The organism is Variovorax sp. GW821-FHT10B04, from assembly GCF_059415645.1.
Window position 1 is genome coordinate 39,961 of sequence record NZ_JBWKNQ010000011.1, and the last position, 23,789, is coordinate 63,749.

General features: G+C 63.9%; 7 protein-coding genes. 5 read left to right on the top strand and 2 right to left on the bottom strand.

Annotated features, from left to right (window positions below):
- The first annotated feature begins 243 nt into the window (after positions 1-243).
- From AC07PZ_RS23870 to AC07PZ_RS23880, 3 genes are read left to right on the top strand one after another with little or no spacing between them, the layout of a single operon-like run.
- A complete protein-coding gene (locus tag AC07PZ_RS23870) occupies positions 244-7,686 on the top strand; it encodes a hypothetical protein (protein ID WP_495297637.1) in 7,443 nt (2,480 codons plus the stop codon).
- A 43-nt stretch (positions 7,687-7,729) separates the two neighbouring features.
- Positions 7,730-17,293 (top strand): prealbumin-like fold domain-containing protein, encoded by a 9,564-nt coding sequence (locus AC07PZ_RS23875; RefSeq protein WP_495297638.1) that lies wholly within the window; start codon positions 7,730-7,732, stop codon positions 17,291-17,293.
- 22 nt (positions 17,294-17,315) lie between these two features.
- Positions 17,316-17,975: a M15 family metallopeptidase gene (locus tag AC07PZ_RS23880; RefSeq protein ID WP_495297639.1), complete on the top strand. Its 660-nt coding sequence runs from the start codon at positions 17,316-17,318 to the stop codon at positions 17,973-17,975.
- Here AC07PZ_RS23880 and AC07PZ_RS23885 read toward each other — a convergent pair.
- Entirely contained in the window at positions 17,972-19,747 is a 1,776-nt protein-coding gene (locus AC07PZ_RS23885) for an ATP-binding response regulator (RefSeq protein ID WP_495297640.1), read from the bottom strand. The two genes, AC07PZ_RS23880 and AC07PZ_RS23885, sit on opposite strands and share 4 nt — an antisense overlap.
- A 225-nt stretch (positions 19,748-19,972) precedes the next feature.
- Between AC07PZ_RS23885 and AC07PZ_RS23890 the strand changes: the two genes are divergently transcribed.
- Positions 19,973-21,799 (top strand): sensor histidine kinase, encoded by a 1,827-nt coding sequence (locus tag AC07PZ_RS23890; RefSeq protein ID WP_495297641.1) that lies wholly within the window; start codon positions 19,973-19,975, stop codon positions 21,797-21,799.
- 15 nt (positions 21,800-21,814) lie between these two features.
- Here the strand turns inward: AC07PZ_RS23890 and AC07PZ_RS23895 are convergent, their stop codons facing one another.
- A complete protein-coding gene (locus tag AC07PZ_RS23895) occupies positions 21,815-22,564 on the bottom strand; it encodes a LytR/AlgR family response regulator transcription factor (RefSeq protein ID WP_495297642.1) in 750 nt (249 codons plus the stop codon).
- Positions 22,565-22,681: 117 nt separating this feature from the next.
- Here AC07PZ_RS23895 and AC07PZ_RS23900 point away from each other — a divergent pair, with 117 nt between their 5' ends.
- Complete coding sequence (locus AC07PZ_RS23900; RefSeq protein ID WP_495297643.1) at positions 22,682-23,758, top strand: DUF1266 domain-containing protein; 1,077 nt, start codon at positions 22,682-22,684, stop codon at positions 23,756-23,758.
- The last annotated feature ends 31 nt before the right edge of the window (positions 23,759-23,789 follow it).

The window sequence follows — 23,789 nt, forward strand, 5'->3', positions numbered from 1 at the left end:
GGCTTTGGCAAGTCTTCGTGCTTGCCTTTTTTCCGTGCGGATCGCGTCGCCTGACCTCGTCCGCAGGGAAAAGAAAAACCGTGTGCGCAGCGCCCCATCAGGGCTGCAGTCAACCGTTGGATGGAATCAGGTGTGAAGAAAACTACAACGTCGGTGCCTGGATCACTGCATGCTGCCTTGTGGCGAATCTGGCGGCCCGTCGCTTGCCGGGCGCTGGCCGTGGGGCTGGCATTCGCTGCATGCGTGCCCTTCGCCGTGTCTGCCAAGACGCCGCCGGCCGGTACCGTCATCACTGCGCAGGCCTACGTCGAATATCAGCCATTCGGCATCGCGCAGGTGGAGCGCGTCGATTCCAACGCCGTTCGCGCCAACGTGCTGGCGGTGGAGTCGCTCGTGCTGACCGCATCGCAGAACGTCAATCGGCCGCCCAACGTCACCGCGACGCTCGGCCATCTGCTGACCAACACCGGCAACCTCACGTCCAGCTATGTCCTGAATCTTGTCTCCGGTGGCACCGGGTGTCCGGCCACCAACTTCAACCTCGCATCGTTGAGGCTGGTGCGGGACATCAACGGCAACGGTGTCGCCGACGCGGCCGACCCGGTGTTGCCGCTGGGTGCCGCTGGCGGGCTGCAACTCGCACCCGGCGAGGCCGCCAGCCTGCTGGTGCAAGGCGTTACGCCCAACAGCAGCAATGGCACGGGCTGTGTCCTGCTTTCGGCTACCACCGCGCTTCAGGCGCAGAGCGTGTCGAACGTCGATGTCGTCCAGCTGAGCAACGCGGCAGTCGTGACACTGTCCAAGTCGGCGAGCTATCCCGGTGTGATGCAGCCCGACGTGAGCGTCGTGCAGTTCGACATTCGTGCCAGCAACATCGGTGTGCAGGACGCCATGGGGACGCCGTCCATTGCGCCTGCCGCCACGCCCATCATGGTGGACGGAACGGCACGAACGCTGCTGCTGGTGCGCGACGTCGTTCCAAGTGGCTTGCAGTACGTCGCCGGATCGCTGGCATCGGCTGCCGGCGGTGCGCTGCGCTTGTTCCGCCTGCCCGGCGATCCGTTGTTCAACTACCGTTCCAATGCCGACGATGCTTCCGCGATCGAGGTCGCCATCGGCATCCCCGCCGGTATCGTGTCCGATGGCAGCATGTCCATGCGCTTCTCGGCAAAAGTACTGTCCGGCGCGCCCGACTATGTCGTGAATGAAGCCCAGGGCTATTACTACGATGGCGCAGCGTCGGCCCGGGCCGGCAGCAACACCGCCGTCGTGCCGATCACCGCGGCCCGCATCGGCCTGGCCAAGGCCGCGGGCCCGGTTAGCGCCAACTTCGACGCGAGCGGCATGCCCGACGGAACCGGCACCGTGCAGTTCTCGCTGCGCGTGCGAAACGACGGTGCTGCCGCGCTGTACGACGTGCAGCTCAACGACGTTCTCGAGGGCGCGGGTGAAACGCAGTTCGGCAGCTATGCCTCGCAGGCCGTACCTGGTGGCGGCCAATACACCGTCATGCCCGGCAGCCTCGCCGTCGTATCGCGCACCAATGCCGTTGCCGCGGTGAATCCCGGCTACACCGGTCAGGCGTCCACTGGAGGCTTGCTTGCGCCCGGTGCATCGTTGGACGTCGGCGGCGAACTCACGGTCCGGTTCAGCACGCGCATCTATCTCAAGGGTCGTACCGGCGTTCTGCTGAACAGTGCGACTGCCGCCGCTGCGATCGTCAAGGGTGGCGCCAAGGCCATCACGGACATATCGACCGATGGCACCGAGCCCGATGCCAACAACAACGGGACGGCCAGCGACGACAGCACGCCCACGCCCGTCGATACGCAGATGGCAGCGCTGCAGCTCATCAAACAGGTGTCGACACCGCGCCGCCTTGCAGATGGCGTCTTCGAGATGGACTACACCGTGCGCGTCGCCAATATCGGCAATGCCGCGGCACCGCACTTGCGCCTGGTGGACAACCTCAATTGCGCATTCGCCATGGACGACACGGCAGGCCGCATTGCCGCGTGGACCCTCGCCGGCGCGCCCCGGTCGAAGAACGGGTTCCTTACGCCCGCCGCGAGCTTCACCGGCAACACGCCTTGCAATCGCACCGCCGAATCGGGCCAGCCGTCGCAGATTCCGACCGACATCGCGCTGAGTCTCACCGACGGCACGCGCGCGCTGGCGCCCGGTGCGACCGAGGAAGTCAGCTTCACCGTGCGCGCCACGGTCAAGCCGGAGTACGTGGGGCGCGGCGCCGTCGTCGTCAACAAGGCCTGGGCCGGTGCCTTCGCCACGAACACCGTGAACGCCGGCCAGTTGCTGCAGGCGTCGGCCGCCACGGTCGACACCTTGCTGATCGATCCACAGGGCGTCGTCTACAACGCGATCACGCGGTCTCCAGTGTCCGGTGCGGCGATCACCTTCACCCGTGCCAGCTGCCTTTCGGGCGGTGTCACGCCAATAACTGCCGATCAGATCTACGGCGGCGACAGCGGTGCCTATACCTACAACGCCGACGGCAGCGTCTCCATGACGACCGGTGCGGACGGCCAGTACCAGTTCTTCTTCCGATCGCCACCCGTACAGAACCTTTGCGACTACACATTGAACGTCGTGCCACCTGCAGGTATGGGCCTGACGCTGCCGTCCGTCACCATTCCGTCGCAGACGGGCACTTTCACCAGTTGCGGCGCCATCGTGCCGAGCGCCTCGGCACCGGCCGATGGAGCGGACACCCGTTACTTCATGAGCCTGCGTGCCGGCCTGGACGGCACCACCGGCACCACCTGTGAGGCGACGCACAACCACATCCCCCTGGACCCGGGCACCGCCAATGGCTTGCTGTTGCGCAAGGTCGGTACCAAGAAAACGGCGGAGTTCGGCGATTTCGTCGACTACGTGCTCACCGTCACCAATAAGACCAATGGGCCGCTCACCGGTGTGAGCTTCGACGATCAGTTGCCTGTCGGTTTTGCTTATGTCAAGGGCAGCACACGGGTGAACAGCCAGGCCGCATCCGACCCTGCAGGCGGTGTTGGGCCAAGACTCACCTTCTCGCTGCCCAGTCTGGCGCTTCCGAAAGACGCATCGGCCACCGTGCGCTACCGCCTGCGCATCGGCGTCGGCGCCACCGTCGGTGCCGACGCCATCAACCGCGCTTACGCCAGTGCGGGCACCGCGCGTTCCAACGAGGCCTCGTGGCGTGTGAGCGTTACCGGTGGCGTGTTCTCCGATGACGCGTACGCCTTCGGCAAGGTCTATCTGGCCTGCCCGAGAGCTGACGGTGAGTTCGATCCCGACAGCAAGAAGGGCGTGCCTGGCGTGCGCATCTTTATGGAAGACGGCACCAGCGCCACGACGGACGTCGATGGCAAGTGGAGCCTCTACGGGCTCAAGCCCGTGACCCATGCGCTCAAGGTCGACGCGACCACGCTGCCACGCGGCGCCACGCTGATCCCGCTGGACAACCGCAACGCCGGTGCTCCGGACAGCCGCTTCCTCGACGTCAAGAAGGGCGAGTTCATGCGCGCCGACTTCGTCATCTCCGATTGCGGCGACGTCAGCCGCATCACCCAGGAAATCGCAGACAGGCGGGAGGCCGTTGCAAAGCAGCAGAAGGGCGATGTGGGTGAAGACGCGTCGTACAAGACGCGCCTGACCGTCGACAGCACCATCCTCACCAATGGCGACACACGCTCGCTGCCGGCGTCCGGGCAACTGTCGGGTGCGGGCACCGTCTCGAGCGGCATGGATCAGCCGCGCCCTCTCATCGATCTGCCGCTGTCTTCGTCCGGAGGTTCGGCGCCGCTCGGCGCCATCGGTCCCCAGCAGTCCGGCGCGCCCGTCTACAACCCGCTGCCCAGGCGTCCGGATGGCGGTGCCGATCTGCTGGGCCCGCAGCCGGCACCCGGCATCATCGATCTTGAAACCGTGTTGCCCAACGAAGACAACAAGCCCGGCTTCATCGGGTTGAAGAATGGTGACACCGTCCCGTCGCAGACCATCAATGTGCGCGTCAAGGGCCCGTTCGGATCGGTGCTTCGGCTGGCGCTCAACGGCGAGGAGATCGTCGAGCGCCGCGTCGGAAAGAAGGCCACGCTGCAGTCCAAGAACATCGTCGCATGGGAATACATCGGCGTACAGCTCAAGCCAGGACAGAACGAGTTGCGCCTGCGCATCGTCGACGACTTCGGCAACGAGCGCGCCAATGAGGTCGTCAGCGTGGTGGCGCCCGACAAACTGGGGCGCATCGAGATCGATCTCCCTGAAGGAGCCCGGGCCGATCTGCGTACCCCGGTGACCGTGCGCGTGCGGCTGGTCGATGCCAACGGCGTGCCCGTGACCGCGCGCACGCAGATCACGCTCGAAACGGATCGTGGACGCTGGCTCGACACCGACCTGAGCCCCGACGAGCCAGGTACGCAGGTCTTCATCGAAGGCGGCAGCGGCAGCTTCACCTACATCCCGCCAGGTGAGCCCGGCGATGTGCGCGTGCGGGCGAGCAGCGGGCTGCTGGTCCAGGAGTCGCGCATGGCGCTGCTGCCCGAGCAGCGGCCGATGTCCGGCATCGGCATCGTCGAAGGCGTGCTCGACTTCAGTGGCCGCGGCAAGCCTGTCACGCTCGGCGCCCAGGCGGCGGGCAGTGCATTCGAATCCGAGCTGGGCCACATCGCCGGCGGCAGCGACGGCGACGGCGCACGGGCCGGTGGCCGCGCCGCCTTCTACTTCAAAGGCACCGTGCGTGGCGACTACCTGCTCACCACGGCCTTCGATTCCGACAAGACCACGCGGGATCGCCTGTTTCGCGACATCCGGCCCGACGAGTTCTACCCGGTCTACGGCGACAACTCCGTGCGAGGCTTCGATGCACAGAGTACGCAGAAGGTCTACGTGCGCATCGACAAGAACCGCTCGTACCTGCTCTACGGCGACTTCACCACCGCCAGCAGCACCGAGGTGCGACAGCTGAGCCAGGTGTCCCGGACCCTCACCGGCCTCAAGAGCCAGTACGACAGCGGCGGCATCCGCGCCACGTCCTTCGCGTCCTATGACAGCCTGAAGCAGCGTGTCGAGGAACAACGCGGCCTGGGTATCTCGGGTCCGTACTACCTCAGCGGCGCGTCCACGGGGGATCTGCTGGCAAACAGCGAAAAGGTCGAGATCCTGGTGCGCGACCGCAACCAGCCGTCCGTGATCCTCAAGACCACGGCCGTGTCGCGCTTCACCGACTACACGATCGAGCCGCTGTCGGCACGCATCCTGTTCCTGCAGCCCATCGCCTCGATGGACGAGAACTTCAATCCGCAGTCGATCCGCATCACCTACGAAGTCGACGAAGGCGGACCGAAGTTTCTCGTGGCCGGAACAGACCTGCAGTTCAAGGTCACCGAGCGCCTGCAACTGGGTGTCGTGGCCTCCAGGGACGACAACCCGGACAACCGCCGCAAGCTCTACGCCGTCACCGGCATCGGTCGCCTCGGCGAGAAGACCGTGATCGCGGCTGAAGCGGTGCGCACCGACACCGACCTGGCCGGCACCGGCAGCGCATCGCGCATCGAGCTGCGCCACGAAGACGCCGACCTCAAGATCCAGGCGCAGGCCCTGAAGACCAGCGAGGGCTTCGACAATCTCAGTGCCAGCAGCAGCGCAGGCCGCACCGAAGGCACGGCACGCGCCGAATACGCACTCAGCGGCCTCACGCGCCTGCGGGCCGAAGCACTCTATGGCAAGACGGCCGGGATCGGCGCCAGCACGCTGGCCGATGCCACCAGCCGCAGCCTGACGGGCACCGTGCAGCACAAGCTCGGTGACACCATCGTGCTCGAAGGTGCCGTGCGACATGGCAACCAGACCGGGACTGCCGCTGGCAGCTTCGACTACGGCCAGGTCGCCGGCAGCACGACCAGCAACAACGGGGGCGCCAGCTCGGTCGGAACCATCAGCGGGGCCGGAACGTCGCAGACCGAGTCCACCACCACCGTGCGCGGCCGCATCACCACGCAGGTGCCCTTCATGCCGCAGTTCCAGGTGTTCGGCGAGCTCGAGCAGGACGTCGACCACAGCGATCGCCATGCGGCCGCGATCGGTGGCAGCTATGCCATCACCGACAAGACCCGGCTCTACGGTCGGTACGCCTTCGTCGACAGCCTCACGTCCTTGCAGAACGTCACCGGCACCACGCAGCGCAACGTGGCGCTGTTCGGTGTCGAGAGCAACTACATGGAAGGTGCACGCGCGTACAACGAGTACCGCCTGAGCGACGTCAGCGATGGTCGCAGCGTCCAGGCGGCGATGGGCTTGCGCAACACTTTCAAGGTCACCGAGAACCTGCGACTGACCGGTGGCTACGAGCAGACCCAGGACCTTGGCAAGAACCCCGCATCGGTGACCACCACGTCGTCCAGCGCGGCCACCGGTGTGACCGACAGCAACGCGCGCGCCATCGTCGGCGGCTTCGAATACACGCTGGGCACATTGCGCACCGTGGGCACGCTCGAGAAGCGCAGTGCCAGCGCGTCCGACACGTTGCTCGGCACGCTCGGTGCGTCCTACCGCCTCGAACCCGACTGGACCTTTCTGACGCGCAGCGTCATCAACCGCACGGCCAGCACCGACACGCTGCTGCAGATGCGCCAGCAGTTCGGCCTTGCCTACCGGCCGAGCGGTGGCGCCGACCCATGGAATGCGCTCGCCCGCTACGAGCACAAGTACGAACACCTGACCGCCGGCACCAACAGCACGCTGGTCGATGACGACAGCAAGATCACCGCGAGCGACGTGTCGACCCTCTCGACCCTCAGCACGCCCGGCACGAGCCGCACGCACATCGTGTCCGGCAACTTCAACTACAACCCTGCGCGCGGCGAGTACTGGAGCGCGCGCTACGCCTTCCGCTACACCACGTTGAGCGACAGCATCACGTCGTCCAGCTACTGGGCGCAATTGGGGCACGTGCGCTACACGCGCGACATCGCCAAGGACTGGGACCTGGGCGTGCAGGCCGGTCTGCTCTACGGCAAGGGCGGCGCGGTGCAGCGCACCCTGGGCTTCGAGGCTGGCTACCAGGCCATGCCGAACCTCTGGGTGTCGGCCGGCTACAACGTGCTGGGCTTGAAGGATCCGGACCTGGCCGGTGCCGACTACACCAACCGCGGCCTCTACATGCGGCTGCGCTTCAAGTTCGACGAAGGCACGCTCGGCCTGCAGAGTCCGGCCGCATCGGCGGACGGCGGCATCGCTGCGCAGAGTGCGGCCACGGGCTCCGGTATCGGCGAAGTCGCCGCGGCGCGCGCCGCGCTTGCCCCGGTGCCTGCAACCGTGGCAGCACGGAGCTGGCAAGCCGGCCAGCCGCTGCCCGCCCGCATCGAATGGACGGAAGGCCAGCTCTTCGATGCCGGCAGCGAAGAGCTGAGTGATTCCGGTCGCCGGGCGCTCGCTGCGCTGGCCGGCGCCATCGGGCCGGCCGGCATTGGGCAAGTAGACGTCAGTGTCGGTCATGGCGATGTCGATGCGGCGCATGTGGGCCTCTGGCTGGCCCGTGCAAGTGCCATCAAACGTGCATTGGCAGGGCACAGCCCACGCGCCATCGGCGTGAGGGTCGACTCGCAGGCTCTCGCGCCCGTCACTGTCGCCGCGGCAAGCGATGCGGGTGTCCGTCCGCTGGTCGTGGCCGTCGTGGCCGACCTCAATTGATAGGCCTCCGTTGATTTCCGTGCGCCCTAACTCCAGAAAAAAAATGACTTTCCAGACCCTCTCGCTCTCAGCTTCAGGCCGAGCCGGACGCTGGCTGCGCAATGCCGCGATGGCAACCGTCTCGGCCGGGCTGTCCATCGCGGCCATGGCGCAGACGACGACGTTCACCACCAGCGGCACCTATACCGTGCCTGTCGGTGTGACGAGCCTGTTCGTTCAGGTGCTGGGTGCCGGCGGTGGTGGTGGGGCCGGCGACGGAGGTACAGCGGGCTCAGGTGGCCAGGGCGCTCGTGTCATGGGCACTCTGCCCGTGACGCCGGGCCAGCAATTGACAGTGACGGTCGGCGGAGGTGGCGGAGGTGGCGTCTACGGCACATGTGGCGGCAGTGGTGCCGGCGGTACCGGTGGCGGTGTGCAGGGCGGCAAGGGGGGCCTTTCCGGATGTGTGGGGTCTTCCGGCGGCGGCGGCGGCGGCGGCGGGATCACCATGATCCAGAACATGGTGTCGTCCGATGTGCTGGTTCTTGCCGGCGGCGGCGGCGGTGGCGGTGGAAACGGTGGCAGCCCCGGTACCACTGGCGGCGCCGGCGGCGCGAGCGCTGCCTGGACCAACAGCTTCGTCAGTGGTGCCGCCGGCGCCGACATGGGCAGCTTCGACGGTGGCGGTGGTGGTGGGGGGGGCGCCGGGTGCACGGCCGGTGCGGGTGGCGCTGCTCGTCTCGATACCGCTGGCTCCAGCGTCACCGCGGGCTCCACGGCGGGTACATCCTGCGCGCACGGCAGCGTGGTTGGTGCCGTGTATTCCGCGCTGGGAGGGATCGGTGGTGCAGGCGGCAGCATCGGCGGCTGGGCAGGCAGTGCAGGCGCTGCGGGGCAAGTCATCATCAGCACATCGAACGCCGCTGGTACTTATTGGGACGGCTCGGGGACAACCGGCAATGGCGCGATCGAAGGTGGCGCGGGAACATGGAACGCAACTGCCACCAACTGGACCAACAACCTCGGCACGCCCAACAGCATCTGGGCGAGCGGTAGCACAGCCATATTTCAAGCCACGGCCGGTGTCGTCACCGTGAGTGGCGGACAAAGCATCAGTGGTCTGACCTTCGTGAGTCCGGGCTACACACTCAGCGGTGGCACGCTCAACACGGCGGGCGCAATCACGATCACAGCAGATGCCGGCCTCAGCGCCACGGTCGGCTCGGTCATTGCTGGCACGAACCCAGTCACCAAGTCGGGGGCGGGAACTGTCGTGCTGACTGGTGCCACAACCTACACCGGTACCACCACGGTCAATGACGGCACCCTCGAACTCGATGATGCGGCGATCAATAGCAGTTCTCCGACGATGGTCGTCAATTCCGGTGCGACGCTGGTCTTCAAGTACCAGACTGCCGGCTTCTCCAATCGACGCGTCCTGGGAACGGCCGTGGGTGGCACTGGCACATTGAGTGTGCAGAACGCCGGCGCAGGCATCGCCGGCGGTTGGGTCAACTTGGGCGGGTCCGCGGCCATGGCATTCACGGGGCAGATCAACGTGATGTCCGGGGTCTTTGGCACTGACAACACGAGCGCCAACTGGTCTGCCAGCACGGCGGATGTAACGGTTTCCTCGGGCGCGGTGTTTACGCACCGCGGCAACAGCATCCGTATCGGCGGTCTTTTCGGCGCAGGTGACGTGGCTGCCACATGGAGTGGTCAGACCACACAGGTCTTGTCCATCGGCGCAGGCGACAAGAGCGGTAGTTTCTTGGGCGTGATTCACGGCAACAACACGGGTGGCGACGCTACGCTCGAAGGTGGCATCACGAACATCGCCAAGGTCGGTGCCGGTACGCAGACCTTGACGGGACTCAACACATACAGCGGCACCACCGCAGTGAATGGCGGCACGCTCGTCGGTAGCGGCCCGAACACAGTCAATGGCGGTGCGTTGGGAACGACGTCTGCCGTCACTGTCAACAACGGAGGAACGTTGCTGGCGGGAACCGACAACGGCCTGTTCGGTTCGGGCCGGACAACCTGGCCTGCGGTCACGCTCAACCCCGGTGGCACCATGACCAGCGCCAACGGAACGACGCATCAGGTCGGCGGCGCTTTGACACTGGCTGGCGGCACCTTGGCGAGCGGCACGCCGAATGCCACGTCCGGGAGCTGGGACTTCCGGTCTGGGGTGTCGATCACAGCCACTGCCAACTCCACCATGTCCGCCACCAACATGGCGTTGAGCGCAACGTCGATGGACGTCACCGTCAACTCCGGCGTCACGCTCGGCGTCAGTGGCTCGCTCATGGGTGCGGGTACCTTTGTCAAAAAGGGCGCGGGCACGATGGCGATGAGTGGCGCCAATACCTACACCGGCATCACCACGATCAATGCCGGCACGTTGCAAGTGGGTGCGGGGGGCACGACCGGAACCATCGACAGCAACGCCAGCACTTCGGTCGCCAGCGGTGCCACGCTCAAGTTCAACCGCAGCGATGCTTACAGCAGTACAAAGGTGATCAGCGGCGCGGGCGGAGTAGAGCAGGGCGGCACTGGCACGACCACGTTGAGTGCGGTCAATGCCTATACCGGCGCGACGACCGTGAGCGCAGGCACGCTGCAGGTGGGGGACGGCACCACCAACGGCACCATCGACAGCAACTCGGGTACATCGGTGGCCAGCGGTGCAACGCTCAAGTTCAATCGCAGCGATGCATACAGCAGTACGAAGGTCATCAGCGGAGCAGGCACAGTCGAGCAGGCGGGCACGGGCACGACCACCTTGAGTGGTGTCAACACCTACAACGGCACCACCATCGTGAGCGCTGGCAAACTGATCTTGTCAGTCTGGGCGGGCAACAATCACAACTCCACCACCAGTGTTGCCGGGGGTGCGATCTTGTCTTTCACCAGTGTTGGCCCTCTTGCCGTAACCGGCACCAAGACAATCACGATGGCGAGCGGCGCTACGCTGATGAACGAGAACCCGAGCAACTGGACCACCCTTCTAGGCCCGGTGGCAATCAGCGGGACGACCACCATCAACAATTCGCAGAACGCGGCCACGACCGGCGACAGAGGGTTCTTTCTGGACGGTGGGTTGACGGGTACCGGCACGGTCAACATCACCAGTGCGAACGCGGGCAGTTGCGTGAATCTGCGCAATACCAGCAATGCATTCACCGGTACTCTGATCGTCAACGGCGTCTCCAGCACGACCGCCTTTGCGGACAGCGGCTTGTGCATCAGCGGTGCCGGCACCAGCTTGTCGACGGCCGACATCACCTTGAACGGTACCCTGCAACTACGCAATTCCAGCAGCGGCTGGGCAAATCCCAATTCCACTTCGGGCAGCATCGGCTCGCTTGCCGGCGCCGGTACTGTCGTGGGGCACACGACATCCGTGAGCGGCTATGCGCTCACATTGGGAAGCGCCAATAACGCAACCTTCTCCGGCGTGATCGCCAATGGTCTGAACAACACGCTCTCCATCATCAAGGCGGGTAGCGGAACCCAAACGTTCTCGGGCGCCAACACCTACACCGGCACCACCACGGTCAGTGTCGGTACGTTGCAGTTGGGTGCCAACAGTACGCTTCCTTCAGCTAGCGCAACCACGGTGACCAGTGGCGCCACGTTGAGCGTGAACGGCAAAACTCAAAGCCTCGCCAGCCTGACGAGCAGCGGCACGCTGGATCTGGGCGTGAACGGCAGCCTCACGTTGACCGGCAACAGCAGCATAGGTGCGATCACCGGAAGCGGCACGATCACGGTGAACAGCGGTGCGATCCTGACGCTGACGGCAGCGCTGAACAACGCCAACGTGAACATCGTGCTGGCCGGCGGCACGTTGAATTTGGGCGCTGGCCTCAGCCACACGGCGATGGGCACGCTGAGCCTGACGGCGAACAGCACGCTGGACTTCGTAGCAAGCCAGTCCGACCAGATCACGGTCGGCACATTCAGCCCAAGCACCTTCAACCTCACGGTGAACAACTGGGTGTCTGGCAGCGACAAGTTCACCGCCAGTGCCATCACCGGTGCACCGGCGAAGGACACGACGAATGTCGCGCCATTGAACCAGGTGACGCTCAGCCCCGCCGCAGCCAGCCGAACGCTCTGGACTTCGGCCTTCGAAATCACGCTGGGTGCGACGGTCAAGGTGCAGCAGATCACGACAGGTGGCTTTGGTGGTCCGTTCAGCTTCGCGCAGACCAACCTGGCGAGTGCGCCGGCCAACATCACGACCACGGCGGCGGGTACGGCAGCACCGGCATCGCCCAGCGCCATCACGGTGATGATGATGGGCACGGCCGTCACGCTGACGGAAACGCCGGCTGCGGGTTATCCGCTCACAGGTGCCATCTGTACCGATGCCAACAGCGGCGCGACCGGCAATACGGGTTCGGCCTTCGCGACGCTGGCGGGCAATGTTCTGACGATCCCGGCGGCCAACGTCAAAGCCGGTGCGGACTTCACTTGCGTATTCACGAGCGACTACCGGGTGGGCACCTACTGGGACGGCCCGGCTGTCAACACGACCGGCGTGGAAGGCGGCAGCGGCACCTGGACATCGACCGGACTCAACTGGACGACCAGCACGGGCACACCCAATGGCAACTGGGATACGGGCAGAACGGCGATCTTCGGCGTGACGACAGGGGCCAGCACGGTCACGGTGAGTGGTACGCAGAATATCAATGGGCTGACTTTCAACACGACGGGCTACACGCTGACGGGCGGCACGCTGAACACCACGGCGGCGACCACTTTGACGGCGGATGCGGGTGTCAGCGCCACAGTGGGCTCGGTGATCGCTGGCGCCACTGCCATCACCAAGGCGGGCGATGGATCGATCACGCTCAGCGGTGCCAACACCTACAGCGGTGGCACGACGGTCAGTGCGGGCACACTGGAGGTCAATGGTGTTGCGATCAACTCCATCGCATATTCGGCAACGACCGTAAGTTCCGGCGGCACCCTGGTCTTGACAAGTCAGTATCCCGGCTTTGGCAGTCGACGTGTCTTCACGGCCGCTTATGGCGGTGCAGGTACATTGAACGTGCAGGGCGGTGGTAGCGGCATCGCGGGTGGATGGATCAACTTTGGTGGCGCCACACCGATCACGCTGACCGGGCAGATCAATGTGATCTCAGGGGTGTTTGGGACGGACAACACCTCGGCCAATTGGTCGGGTGTCACGGCGGATGTGACCGTTTCTTCTGGCGCGGTGTTCACGCACCGCGGAAACAGCATTCGCATCGGTGGTCTCAACGGCGCGGGCGACGTGTTCGCGGGGTGGAATGGTCAGTCCAGCCAGGTGCTGTCGATTGGTGCTGGCGACAAGAGCGGTAGCTTCTCCGGGGTGATCCATGGCAATGCCACGGGTGCGGAGGCGACGCTCGAGGCCGGCATCACCAACATCGCGAAGATCGGCACTGGGACGCAGATCTTGACGGGCACCAACACTTACAGCGGCACCACGACGGTCAGCGGCGGCACGCTGCAGGTGGGCGCAGGTGGCACGACGGGCAGCATCGACAGCAATTCGGGCACCTCGGTGGCCAGTGGCGCCAAGCTGCAGTTCAACCGCAGCAACGCGTACAGCAGCACGAAGATCATCAGCGGCCTCGGCGCAGTAGAGCAGGCGGGCGCGGGTACGACCACGCTGAGCGCGGTCAACACTTACACCGGCACGACGACGGTGAGCGCGGGCAACCTGACGCTGGGCGTCAACAGCGCGTTGGCAACTGCCAGCGCTACGACAGTGGCCATCGGCGCCACGCTGGGCATCAACGGCAAGACGCAGAGCCTGGCGAGCTTGACGAGCAGCGGCACATTGGACCTGGGCGTGAACGGCAGCCTCACGCTGACAGGCAACAGCAGCATCGGTGCGATCACTGGCAGCGGCACGATCACGGTGAACAGCGGTGCGATCCTGACGCTGACGGCAGCGCTGAACAACGCCAACGTGAACATCGTGCTTGCTGGAGGCACGCTGAACCTGGGCACAGGTCTCACGCACACGCAGATGGGCACCTTGAGCCTGACGGCGAACAGCACACTGGACTTCGTGGCGAGCCAGGCCGACCAGATCACGGTCAACACATTCAGCCCGAGCACCTTCACCCTCACGGTGAGCAACTGGGTCTCGGGCAGCGACAAATTCACGGCCAACGCCATCACTGGTGCACCGGCGAAGAACACGTTGAACGTGGCACCGCTGAATCAGGTGACACTCAGCCCGAACAGTGCCACTGCGACGGTATGGAACACTGCGATGGAGATCACTGTCGGCGCGACCGTGAAAGTGCAGAAGATCACAACGGGAGGCTTCGGCGGCCCGTTCAGCTTCACGCAGACCAACCTGGCGAGTGCGCCGACCAACATCACCACCATGGCGGCAAGCACGGCGACACCATCCAGTCCGAGCGGTATCGCCGTCATTGCGCTAGGTACTGCGGTGACGCTCACGGAGGCGGTGCCTCCCAACTACGCCCTGACTGGCGCCAGTTGTCTTGACGCCAACGGCGCTGTCGATGGCAACGGGATAGCCGCCGTCGGAACGCTGGCCGGTAATGTGCTGACTCTTCCGGCAGTCAAGGTCATCGCCGGGGCAGACCTCACCTGCACTTTCACTAACACGTACGTTGTCACCAACTATTGGGACGGTGCCAACACGACGGCCAACGGCGTAGTGAACGGTGGCAGCGCCACCTGGAACGCGGCCACCACCAACTGGACTACTGACACCGGTACGCCCAACGGTGCCTGGAGCCCCGGCGGTATCGCCATGTTCACGGGGCCAGGCGGCAGCAGTGCGGTTGCAGTGACAGGCACGCAAGACATCGGCGGCCTGACCAATACGAACACCTCCGCGTTTTACATCTTCAATGGCGGCACGCTCAATGGCACCGCTTCCAATACTGTCCTGGACAACAGCAGCATCATCCTGACCTTCAATTCGGTACTCAGCGGTACGGCCGGAACCTGGGAAACGAAGGGTCGTGTGCAGCTTTACGGCAACAACACCTTCACTGGTGCGTTGACGGTCAGTTCAGGGCAACTGAGCATCTTTAACTCGAATGCACTGGGCTCAACGGATGGCGGCACCACGGTCAGCAGTGGCGCTACCCTTTATCTGAGTGCAGGAACGATAGGCGCGGAGCCGATCACCATCAGCGGGACGGGCCTGTCATCGGCAGGCGCCCTGCTCGGCGACAGCGGTACGACCGTTGGTGGCCCGATCACCCTGGCGGCGGACGCCACCATCAGCAACATGATCAATGGCGGCACCATGGTGCTTGCCGGTTCCATCGATACACAGGGCCATCGGGTCACGTTCACTGCGCCGTCTTACCTTGGCGGCACCATCGTCGCCAACGGCATCATCAGTGGCCTTGGCAGCTTGGTGAATGCCAGTGGCGGCATCCTTACGTTGGGTGCTGTCAACACGTACGACGGCAGCACGACGGTCACGGGTGGGACGCTGAGACTGGGCATCAACGGAGCGCTGCCGACGGCGAGTGCCACGACGGTGAACAGTGGCACGACGCTGGACATGAACGGCAAGACGCAGACCTTGTCGAGCGGTCTGGCCGATTCGGGCACATTGGCCCTGGGCGCGGGCGGTGTGCTCACGCTGTCGGGTGGCAGCAGCACCATTGCGGGTGCCGGCGTCACGGGCAGCGGCAAGATCATCGTGCAGACGGGCGCCACGCTCACGCTGACCAGCGCGCTTGCCAACAGCAACATCGAGATCGAGCTGGCAGGCGGCACGCTGAACCTGGGCGCCTTCACGCACGGCATGGGCACCCTGACGGTCAGTGCCAACAGCACGCTGGACTTCGCCTCCGCGGGCACCGCCCAACTGACGACGGCCACGCTCGCGATGACCGCCGGGCGCACGCTCAACGTGACCAACTGGACACGCGGCACCGACAAGTTCTACGCCACGGCCTTCACCGGCGCCGCACGCAACACCATCGGTGCGGTTCCCATGAACCAGATCACGCTGACCGGCTACACAGCGGCCTTCACGGTCTGGCAGAGCGACAACGAGATCAACGTGATGGTCAACCCGCGCGTGCGCATCGCCAAGACCTCCAACGGCGGCACCGGCACCTTCAACTTCGCGCTCACCGGCCTCTCGGCTACCGCCGACAGCATCACCACGGCCACCTCCGGCGTGAGCGTGCTCGGCACCGCAGGCATCACCGGCATCAGTGGCCAGGCGGCCACCATTGCCGAGAACCCGCCCACCGGCTGGCCCGCCGCGCCTGCATCCGTCAGCTGCCTGGACGCCAATGGCGCGGCCGACGGCAACGGCACCGGCGCGCTGGGCACCCTGAGCGGTGCCACGCTGAGCCTGCCCGCGGCCAAGATGGTTGCGGGCGCCGACATCACCTGTACCTTCATCAACCGGCTCAACGGCCTGAGCGGCTACGTCTTCAATGACGGTGGTGCGCCCAGCGCCGGCGTCAACACCGGCACACCCAACGACGGCCTGAAGAACGGCAGCGAAGCCGGCCTGGGCGGCGTCAGCGTCAGCCTGAGCGACTGCGCCGCCACCATCCATGCCAGCACCACCACCGACAGCAACGGCGCCTGGTCGCTGAACGTCCCTGCAGGCGTCGCCGCCGGCACCACGGTGTGCGTGGCGGCGGGCCTGCCCAGCGGCTACACCGCCACCGGCGCGGGTTCGGGCAGCACGGCCGTGCCTGACGGCAGCACCGTCACCGTGGGCGCCATCGCCTTCACCTACAGCCGGGCGAACCAGCGGATGAGCTTCGCGGCACCTGCCGGCGGCAGCGCGCAGATCAGCTTCGGTGAAGTGCCCGCCAGCACCTTCGTGGCCAACGGCGCACGCCAGGGCGCGCCCAGCACATCGGTGGCCTACCCGCACACCTTCACCGCCGGCACGGGCGGCAGCCTGGTCTTCAGCGTGACGGGCGAATCGGCCACGCCGGCCAACCCGAGCGCGACATGGTCGGGCCTGATCTACGCCGACCCGGGCTGCACCAACACCTTGCAGGGGACTGCCGCGCAGCTGTACCCGACCGTCGCCAGCACCACCGTCGTGCAGGGCCAGGTCGTGTGCGTGGTGCTCAAGGAGCAGATACCGGCGAACGCCGACAACGCCACGGTCAACCAGACCACGGTGCGCGCGGCGCTGAGCTTCGGCACGGCCAACCCGGGGCTGAGCGCGAGCTACACGGTGGTCGACAGCACGACGGTGAGCAATTCGGTGCTGGAGCTGACGAAGGAGGTTCGCAACGTCACCACCGGTGGCGCCTGGAGCGCGAGCAACGAGGCCAAGTCCGGCCAGATGCTGGAATACCGGGTGAAGTACCTGAACAACGGCGCGTCGCCGATGACGCAGGTGGTGGTCAACGACACGGTGCCGGCGTACACGACGTTCGAGAGCGCGAGCGCGAGCGGCACCCCGGTGGCGTTGGGCAACTGCACGAAGAACACGCCGGCCAACGCATCGCCGCTGCCTGCGGTGGCGTGCGGCACCGCGCAGGCGGTGGGTGGCAGGGGCAACCTGCGCTGGGCGTTTGATGGTCCGCTCAACCCGGGGGCGAGCGGTGAGGTCAGCTTCCAGGTACGGGTCGATTGATCGATGAAGAATTGGAAGCGGAATGACACGTGAAGCATTTGTGAGCCTGGCTGAATTTGCACCGGAGATCGAGCTCGATATCCGCTACGCGGGCGCCGACAACTTCGTGGGACGGCCTGTCGTCGGCTATGAAGCTGCGCTGTGCCTGCTCACACGCGAAGCGGCCGAAGCGCTTCGCTCGGTGGCGCGCAATGCCGACGCGCTGGGCTTGCGCCTCAAGGTCTTCGACGGCTATCGCCCGCGGCGAGCCGTCGAAGACTTCGTGCAGTGGTCGACGGCACCGGACGATGCCGCTGCCAAGCAGAAGTACTACCCGGATATCGACAAGCGCAAGCTGCTGTTGCAGGGCTACATCGCGGCGCAGTCCAGCCACAGCCGGGGCAGCACGGTCGACCTCACGCTGACGCGCGGCGGCGGATGCACTGAATCCCAGGCCACGGGTCCTTGGCTGGAAAACGGCGAATTGGACATGGGATCGCCTTTCGACTTCTTCGGGCCACGGTCGAACACGCTGTGGGCTGCGGTCGGACCGGCGGTGCAGGCCAACCGCTTCTTGCTGCGCGATCTGATGAAGGAGGGCGGCTTTGCCGGCATCGCGGAAGAGTGGTGGCACTTCACGCTGATGGGCGAGCCCTTCCGCCTGGTCTCCTTCGATTTTCCGGTGGCACCGCTGCGCTCCTAGTGGAGGGCTTCCGCCGATTCGGCGTGCCTGCTCACCTGCCCCAGCAGTTCCTTCAGCCGATGGGGGCGAAGCGGCTTGTAGGCGAGGGACACCTGCTGCGACGACGCCTGTTCCTCGATGTCGCGAGAAAGATCGCCTGTGAGGAGCACCGCAGGCAGATGCGGTTGCGAGAAGCGGTCGCGCACGGTGCGGATGGTGTCCAGCCCGTTCATCTGGCCATCCAGGTGGAGGTCGACCAGGATCACGTCCGGCCGAGCGCCGTGCGCCATGTCCGATTCCGCCAGCGTTTCGCCGGATGCGTAGGCATCTACCGAGATGCCCCAGCTCTCCAGGATGTTGATCATGCTGCGCTGCAGCAGGGGGTCGTTCTCGACGACCAGCACATGCAGGCCCGCGACGGAGCTTTTCTTCTCCGCCGAGGCCGCTTGAGGCTTGGTGGGTGCAGGTATGGTGCGTGGCGCAGCCAGCGCGACGCGCAGGATCATCTCGGTGCCCTTGCCCACCGTCGACCGCACGCTCAATCGGTGTCCCAGGGCGTCTGCCGCACGTTTGGCGAAGGCCAGTCCGATGCCCATGCCGGGCTCGCTGCCTCGCGTTTCGTCGATGCGGACGAATTCCATGAAGATCCGCTTCTGTTGCGAATCGGGGATTCCCGCACCGGTGTCCCGCACGATGACGTCGAGATGGTCGTCAATGCGCCGGCACTCGATCGATATCGACCCCGAGCGGGTGTACTTGACGGCATTGGTCGCCAGGTTGAGCAGAATGCGCCGGAGCATCCAGGGATTGCTGCGAACGTCCAGCGGCAGCGCCGCGACACTCCATCCGAGGCGCTTTCTTTGTGCCGCGCTGGCAAGCACGGCGTTCAGTTCGTTCAGCACCTCGTCGATCGGCACGGCCTGCTGCTGCGGTGCGTAGCCACCGAGGTCGAGGCGGCTGAACTCCATCAGTTCGCTCAGCATGTCGGCAAGGCTGGCCGCGCAGATCTCGATGTCGCGGACGCGGGCATCGAAGGTCGGCGAGTTCTTGGAGGTCCGTAGCAGGTCCGCCATCAACGTCAATGCCTGCACGGGTTGCCGCAGGTCGTGGCTCGCTTCCATGGTCAGTCTCGAGCGCGTGATGTTGGTCTGCTTGAGAAGCGCATTGCTTTCCGCCAACTGGAGACCGAGTCGATGCGTCTGCTCGATCGCCGCCAGCCGCGAGAGGCCCGTCTTGTGAAAGGCCGCGCCGCAGCCGATCAATCCGACGGCGATGGCCCAGCCATAGCCATTCGGCGCCAGGAGCCAGGCGGCGGCCACGGTGCCCAGCGTCAAGGCCAGGTAGCTGCGAAGATTTCGCTTGCTCAGCGGCATGATGGAGCTCACGAGCGCGCCTGAAAAAACGATCATGAAGGTGAGCAGCATGGCGCGCTCGATCGTTGCGGACACCACGGCGGGCGCGATCAACAGCACCTGCATCGTCCCGTAGGTCATCATCAGAACGAAAAAGCGTTGGCGCCACAGTGCCTCGTCGCGCGCGCGTTGATGTTTGGCCACGCGAAAGTAACGTCGAAAGATTTCGATCCGGCCGATGGTGAAGACCAGGTAGGCTGGAATCCAGATCGCCAGATAGGAGGCCGGGAGCGCGTTCCAGGAGAACCAGACGCACACCGCGGCCGACAAGACCCAGGCTGGCCAGATGGGCGCCGTGGCTGCTGCGAAATGATCGACGACCGAGGGTGTCGCTTCGGCTTCGATCAATTCATCTGACTCGAAGGATCGCTCTATTTTCATGATGTCGCCTCTTCGGATAAGTGCGGATTATCCGGCGACGAGCGGAAGGTGAAAGCCGCCGAACGGTGAAGACGATCGGCAGGAGGCGAGCAACAAGGTCGCAATCTGATATTTCGATAGCTATTTCAATCAAATCGATGGCGTAAAAGCGCGATTCGATGAAAGAAATATAGATTTGGTAACGCTTCGGGTCGAATGGATATGCAACGCCAAATAAAGGTGCCAATGCATAAATCCCTCACTTCATCGGACCATCGCCCCGAGCAACACAGCGGGTACAGGCATCGTCGTCATGCTGGGGATCTGTTGGCATTCCGGGCATTTGGAACATTCGTTGTCTTTGCCGGTTGTGCGCTGGCTCTGTGCGATGCCACACCTCTCTGGTGTTGGTATTGGCTGTCGGCAGGCGCCGTGGTTGGGCTGCTCATGGCGTCGAATCGGATCGGGCCGAAAACCATGCAGCCACTGTCGTTCCTGCTGACCGGGGCATTGGCGTTTTTCGCCGGTGCCTTTGCCGGGTCCAGCGCATTTTCATGGGGCTCGCCGACAGGTCTTCGACCTTTTCAGGAGCCGATGCTGATGATGCTGGTTCCCTACAGCGCGCTCACCTATGTTTGGCTGTGGCGGCGGCCCGGTACGCTCGCCAGTTTCATCGGTGGGCAGTTTGCCGTCGTGATGGTCGCATTGGGCTTGGGCGCGCCAGATGCGGCGTGGACGGCGTCGATTCTGCTTGGGATGCAGGGCGCAGGCGCCATCGCCGCGCTCTTGTCCCTTTCGAGACAAAAGCGCAACCATGCCGCATTGCAGCGGGATCAGCTCATGCTGCGCGCGGAGCGAAAGGAACATGCACTGCTGCTTGAAGAGGCGCTGGCTGTCAAAGCGAATTTTCTGGCAGCTGCCAGCCACGATCTGCGTCAGCCGGCTCAGGCACTGGTGTTGTTCATTGACGAGCTGCTGGGCTTGCCATCGACTGCGGGGCAACACGTCGTGGTCACGCGAATCAAGGCCGCATCGGACAACCTCATTGCCGCCTTGGGTGCGCTCACGGATATCGCAAAGCTGGATGGACTGGGCATCGAACCGCGTACCGACATCGTCGATCTGCATGTGCTGGTCGCACGCATCTGCTCCACGTTTCAGCCCATGGCCGATGCCAAGGCCATTCAATTGAGCTACTCGAATGTCGACATGTGCGCCGTCGGCGATCCATCGGTCTTGCACGCGATTCTGGCCAACCTCGTCTCCAACGCCATCAAGTACACCGACAAGGGGACGGTATGCATCCATGCCTCGTCCATTGGATCCAAAGTCGAGATATGCGTGCAGGACACCGGACGTGGAATTGCGGAAAAAGACCGACCGCGCATCTACGAAGAATTCTTTCGTGGCAGCAATGCCGGTTCCAGTGAAAGCGGCATGGGACTCGGGCTTGCGATCGTTCGGCGACTGGCGCATGCCGCGAATATTCCAATTCGCCTCGAGTCCGCGATCGGTGTCGGAAGCCAATTCATCCTCACATTGCCGATCGGGTCGCCAGCCGCTTCGTCGACGATCGAGACGTCGCGCGATCATTCCGTTCTCCCTTCGACCGAGAAGTACTTGGCGGGCCTGTGTGTGGTCGTGCTCGACAACGATCCCGCTGTGACCCAAAGCATGCAGGAAGTCCTTGAAAAATGGGGCGCCACCGTGCATGGTCTGCACAGTGCCGACGCCCTGCTGAAGCTGGCTGCGGCAGATGGTCGGCAGATCGATATGTTGATCGTCGACCATCATCTCGATGCCGAGTCCGACGGCTTTCAGGCTATCGCGGCGCTGCGGCTTCTGCTGCCAGGAACACATCAAATTCCTGTGTTGATGATGACTGGCAACCTGGATCCCGAGATATCTCGACTGGCCGCGCGCCAAGGGGTTGCCTTGGTCCACAAGCCCGTTCCGCCATCGAGGCTGAAGGTCCTCATGCTGGAATTGTTCGAGCTCGAAGGTTCATCCGGCGCTTCGGATTTTCAGATCACCCTGCAGCGCTTGCGCGAGGCCAGCGGTCGTTTCTGCTAGCGACCCGACCTGGACTCAATTGAAGAAATCATCCCTGAACAGTCTTTCCTGATTCTTTGCGACAAGGAGCCGCTTGGGATAGCCCTGCATGCGAATCAACAGTCGGCCAATGTCATCGCGCTCGATCTCCTCGACGAAACGTGCATTGACGATCACGCTGCGATGGATCTGCCAGAAATCACGTCGATCCAGCCGCAGGGCGACGGTCTGGATGCCGTGGCGCACCAGGCCCGACGACTCCTTCAGAAAGAAGCGGGTGTAGCCGGTTTCAGCCTGCAAATAACGGACTTCATTCACCGCGGTCCATATCAGCTTGCGACCGCTCGTCATCTGCAGATACCGGGCAGCGCCTTCAGTCTCGCCCGGTGCTTCGGATGTCGAAGGGCGGATGGCTGAATCGCGAAGTATCTGTTCGGTGCGCAACAGTGCCTGTTCGAGCCGCGCGAGGCGAAGTGGCTTCACCAGATAGTCGGCGGCACCGATATCGAAGGCTGCCAGCGCATGCGAGGGCTCGCCGGTGACGAAAATGATCGGACAGTGGCGAGCGACTTCCTTGGCAATGTCCAGACCTGAGCGTGTATCGGCCAGGCCGATATCCAGCAATGCAATGTCGGGTTGGTAGCGATGCAGCACGTCCAGCGTCTGTGAAGCCGACGCGGGCGTGGCGACGACCCGCCACGCCGGGCGCAAGCTCTTGATCATGAGTGCCACGGCCTCTGCCTGCGCGGGATCGTCCTCCGCGATGACGATATTGAGTTTTTCCACCTTGAGATTCCCTCTTTCGGCGGAAGTTTAAGAGCGCCGCGCTGTTCTGGGTCATATTGAATGCAACACCCAGAATAAGACATCGAAGCAGTAGATTCGACCACCGAACCTGATCTATTGGGCATTGAAACCGAGCGTAGTTTCCAGCTTCTTGTCGCTCGCGTGCAGTTTTTTCTTTTCTCGAATCGCAACATCTTGCTATTCGATGCCAGAAGTGACGGGTTCGTAGAGGGTTTTCGCGATTTGGATGTCTTGACTCGATGGCGGTGCTTCGCGCGGATAGTCTTCGTCCGCAAGATTGCGCTGCAATACATCAGCGCTGATGGCAACGGAAAGACGCTCATGATTCTCTGGACCGCCCTGTTTCTGTGGATCGGCGCTCTGTGCTGGTTCTTCTACGTTCGACTGCATTTCACGGTAGGGCGCATGCATCGCCATATTTCATTCAGGCCGCGTGGCGCCTTCGACCCATGCCAACTGTTCGCTTGTCTCTTGAGCGGAAGTCTCGCAGTGCTCGAGCATGATGATTTCAATCAATTGGAGAGCTCGCTTTCAATCCGGAGAACACGCGAGCTTTTGGCGACTTACTGGGGTATCGAGTCGCGCGAGCACTGGCTGAGTGCGATAGAGGATCGACTTGGAAATCTCGGTGAAATCTCTCCTGCAGAACGCAAACTGATCGAGCAATGGCGGCCGGACGCCTTGTTCGACACCGAGGGGCTCAATCCCTTGCAGGATGTGTGTACCTTTCTGTCGTCTGAGGCCTGTGTGATCGGTGGACGTGAGATCCATGCACGACACCTGAATCCCATGGCTTGGGATATCCAGCAGACTGCGTATTGCGTACGACTGGGACTGGCTGCCGGATATGCGCCAGTCGGTTTTTCTCGCATCGTCATGGACCGGTTGCAATGCGAGGCTCGCCAGCACTATGCCTCGTGGAGCGATTACTTTCTTTCGTCCCTGATAGGCATGGGAATGCGCCACCATGTCGATATTTTTTCGCCAGGTGACTGGCATCGCATCGCTCAAACCTATACCGTACTGGCGTCCTCTTGGGACGGTCTTCTGCGACATGCGTCAATGTGGTCATCGAATGATGAATCAACCCACAAGGCGGCTGTGTTCGATCTCGTTCGATCTGCCGATCGTGGCAACGGCGATGCCATGGCTTCGGTACGATTTCAGAGTTGAATGGAGACCGATCAATGGCGTGCTGACCTGA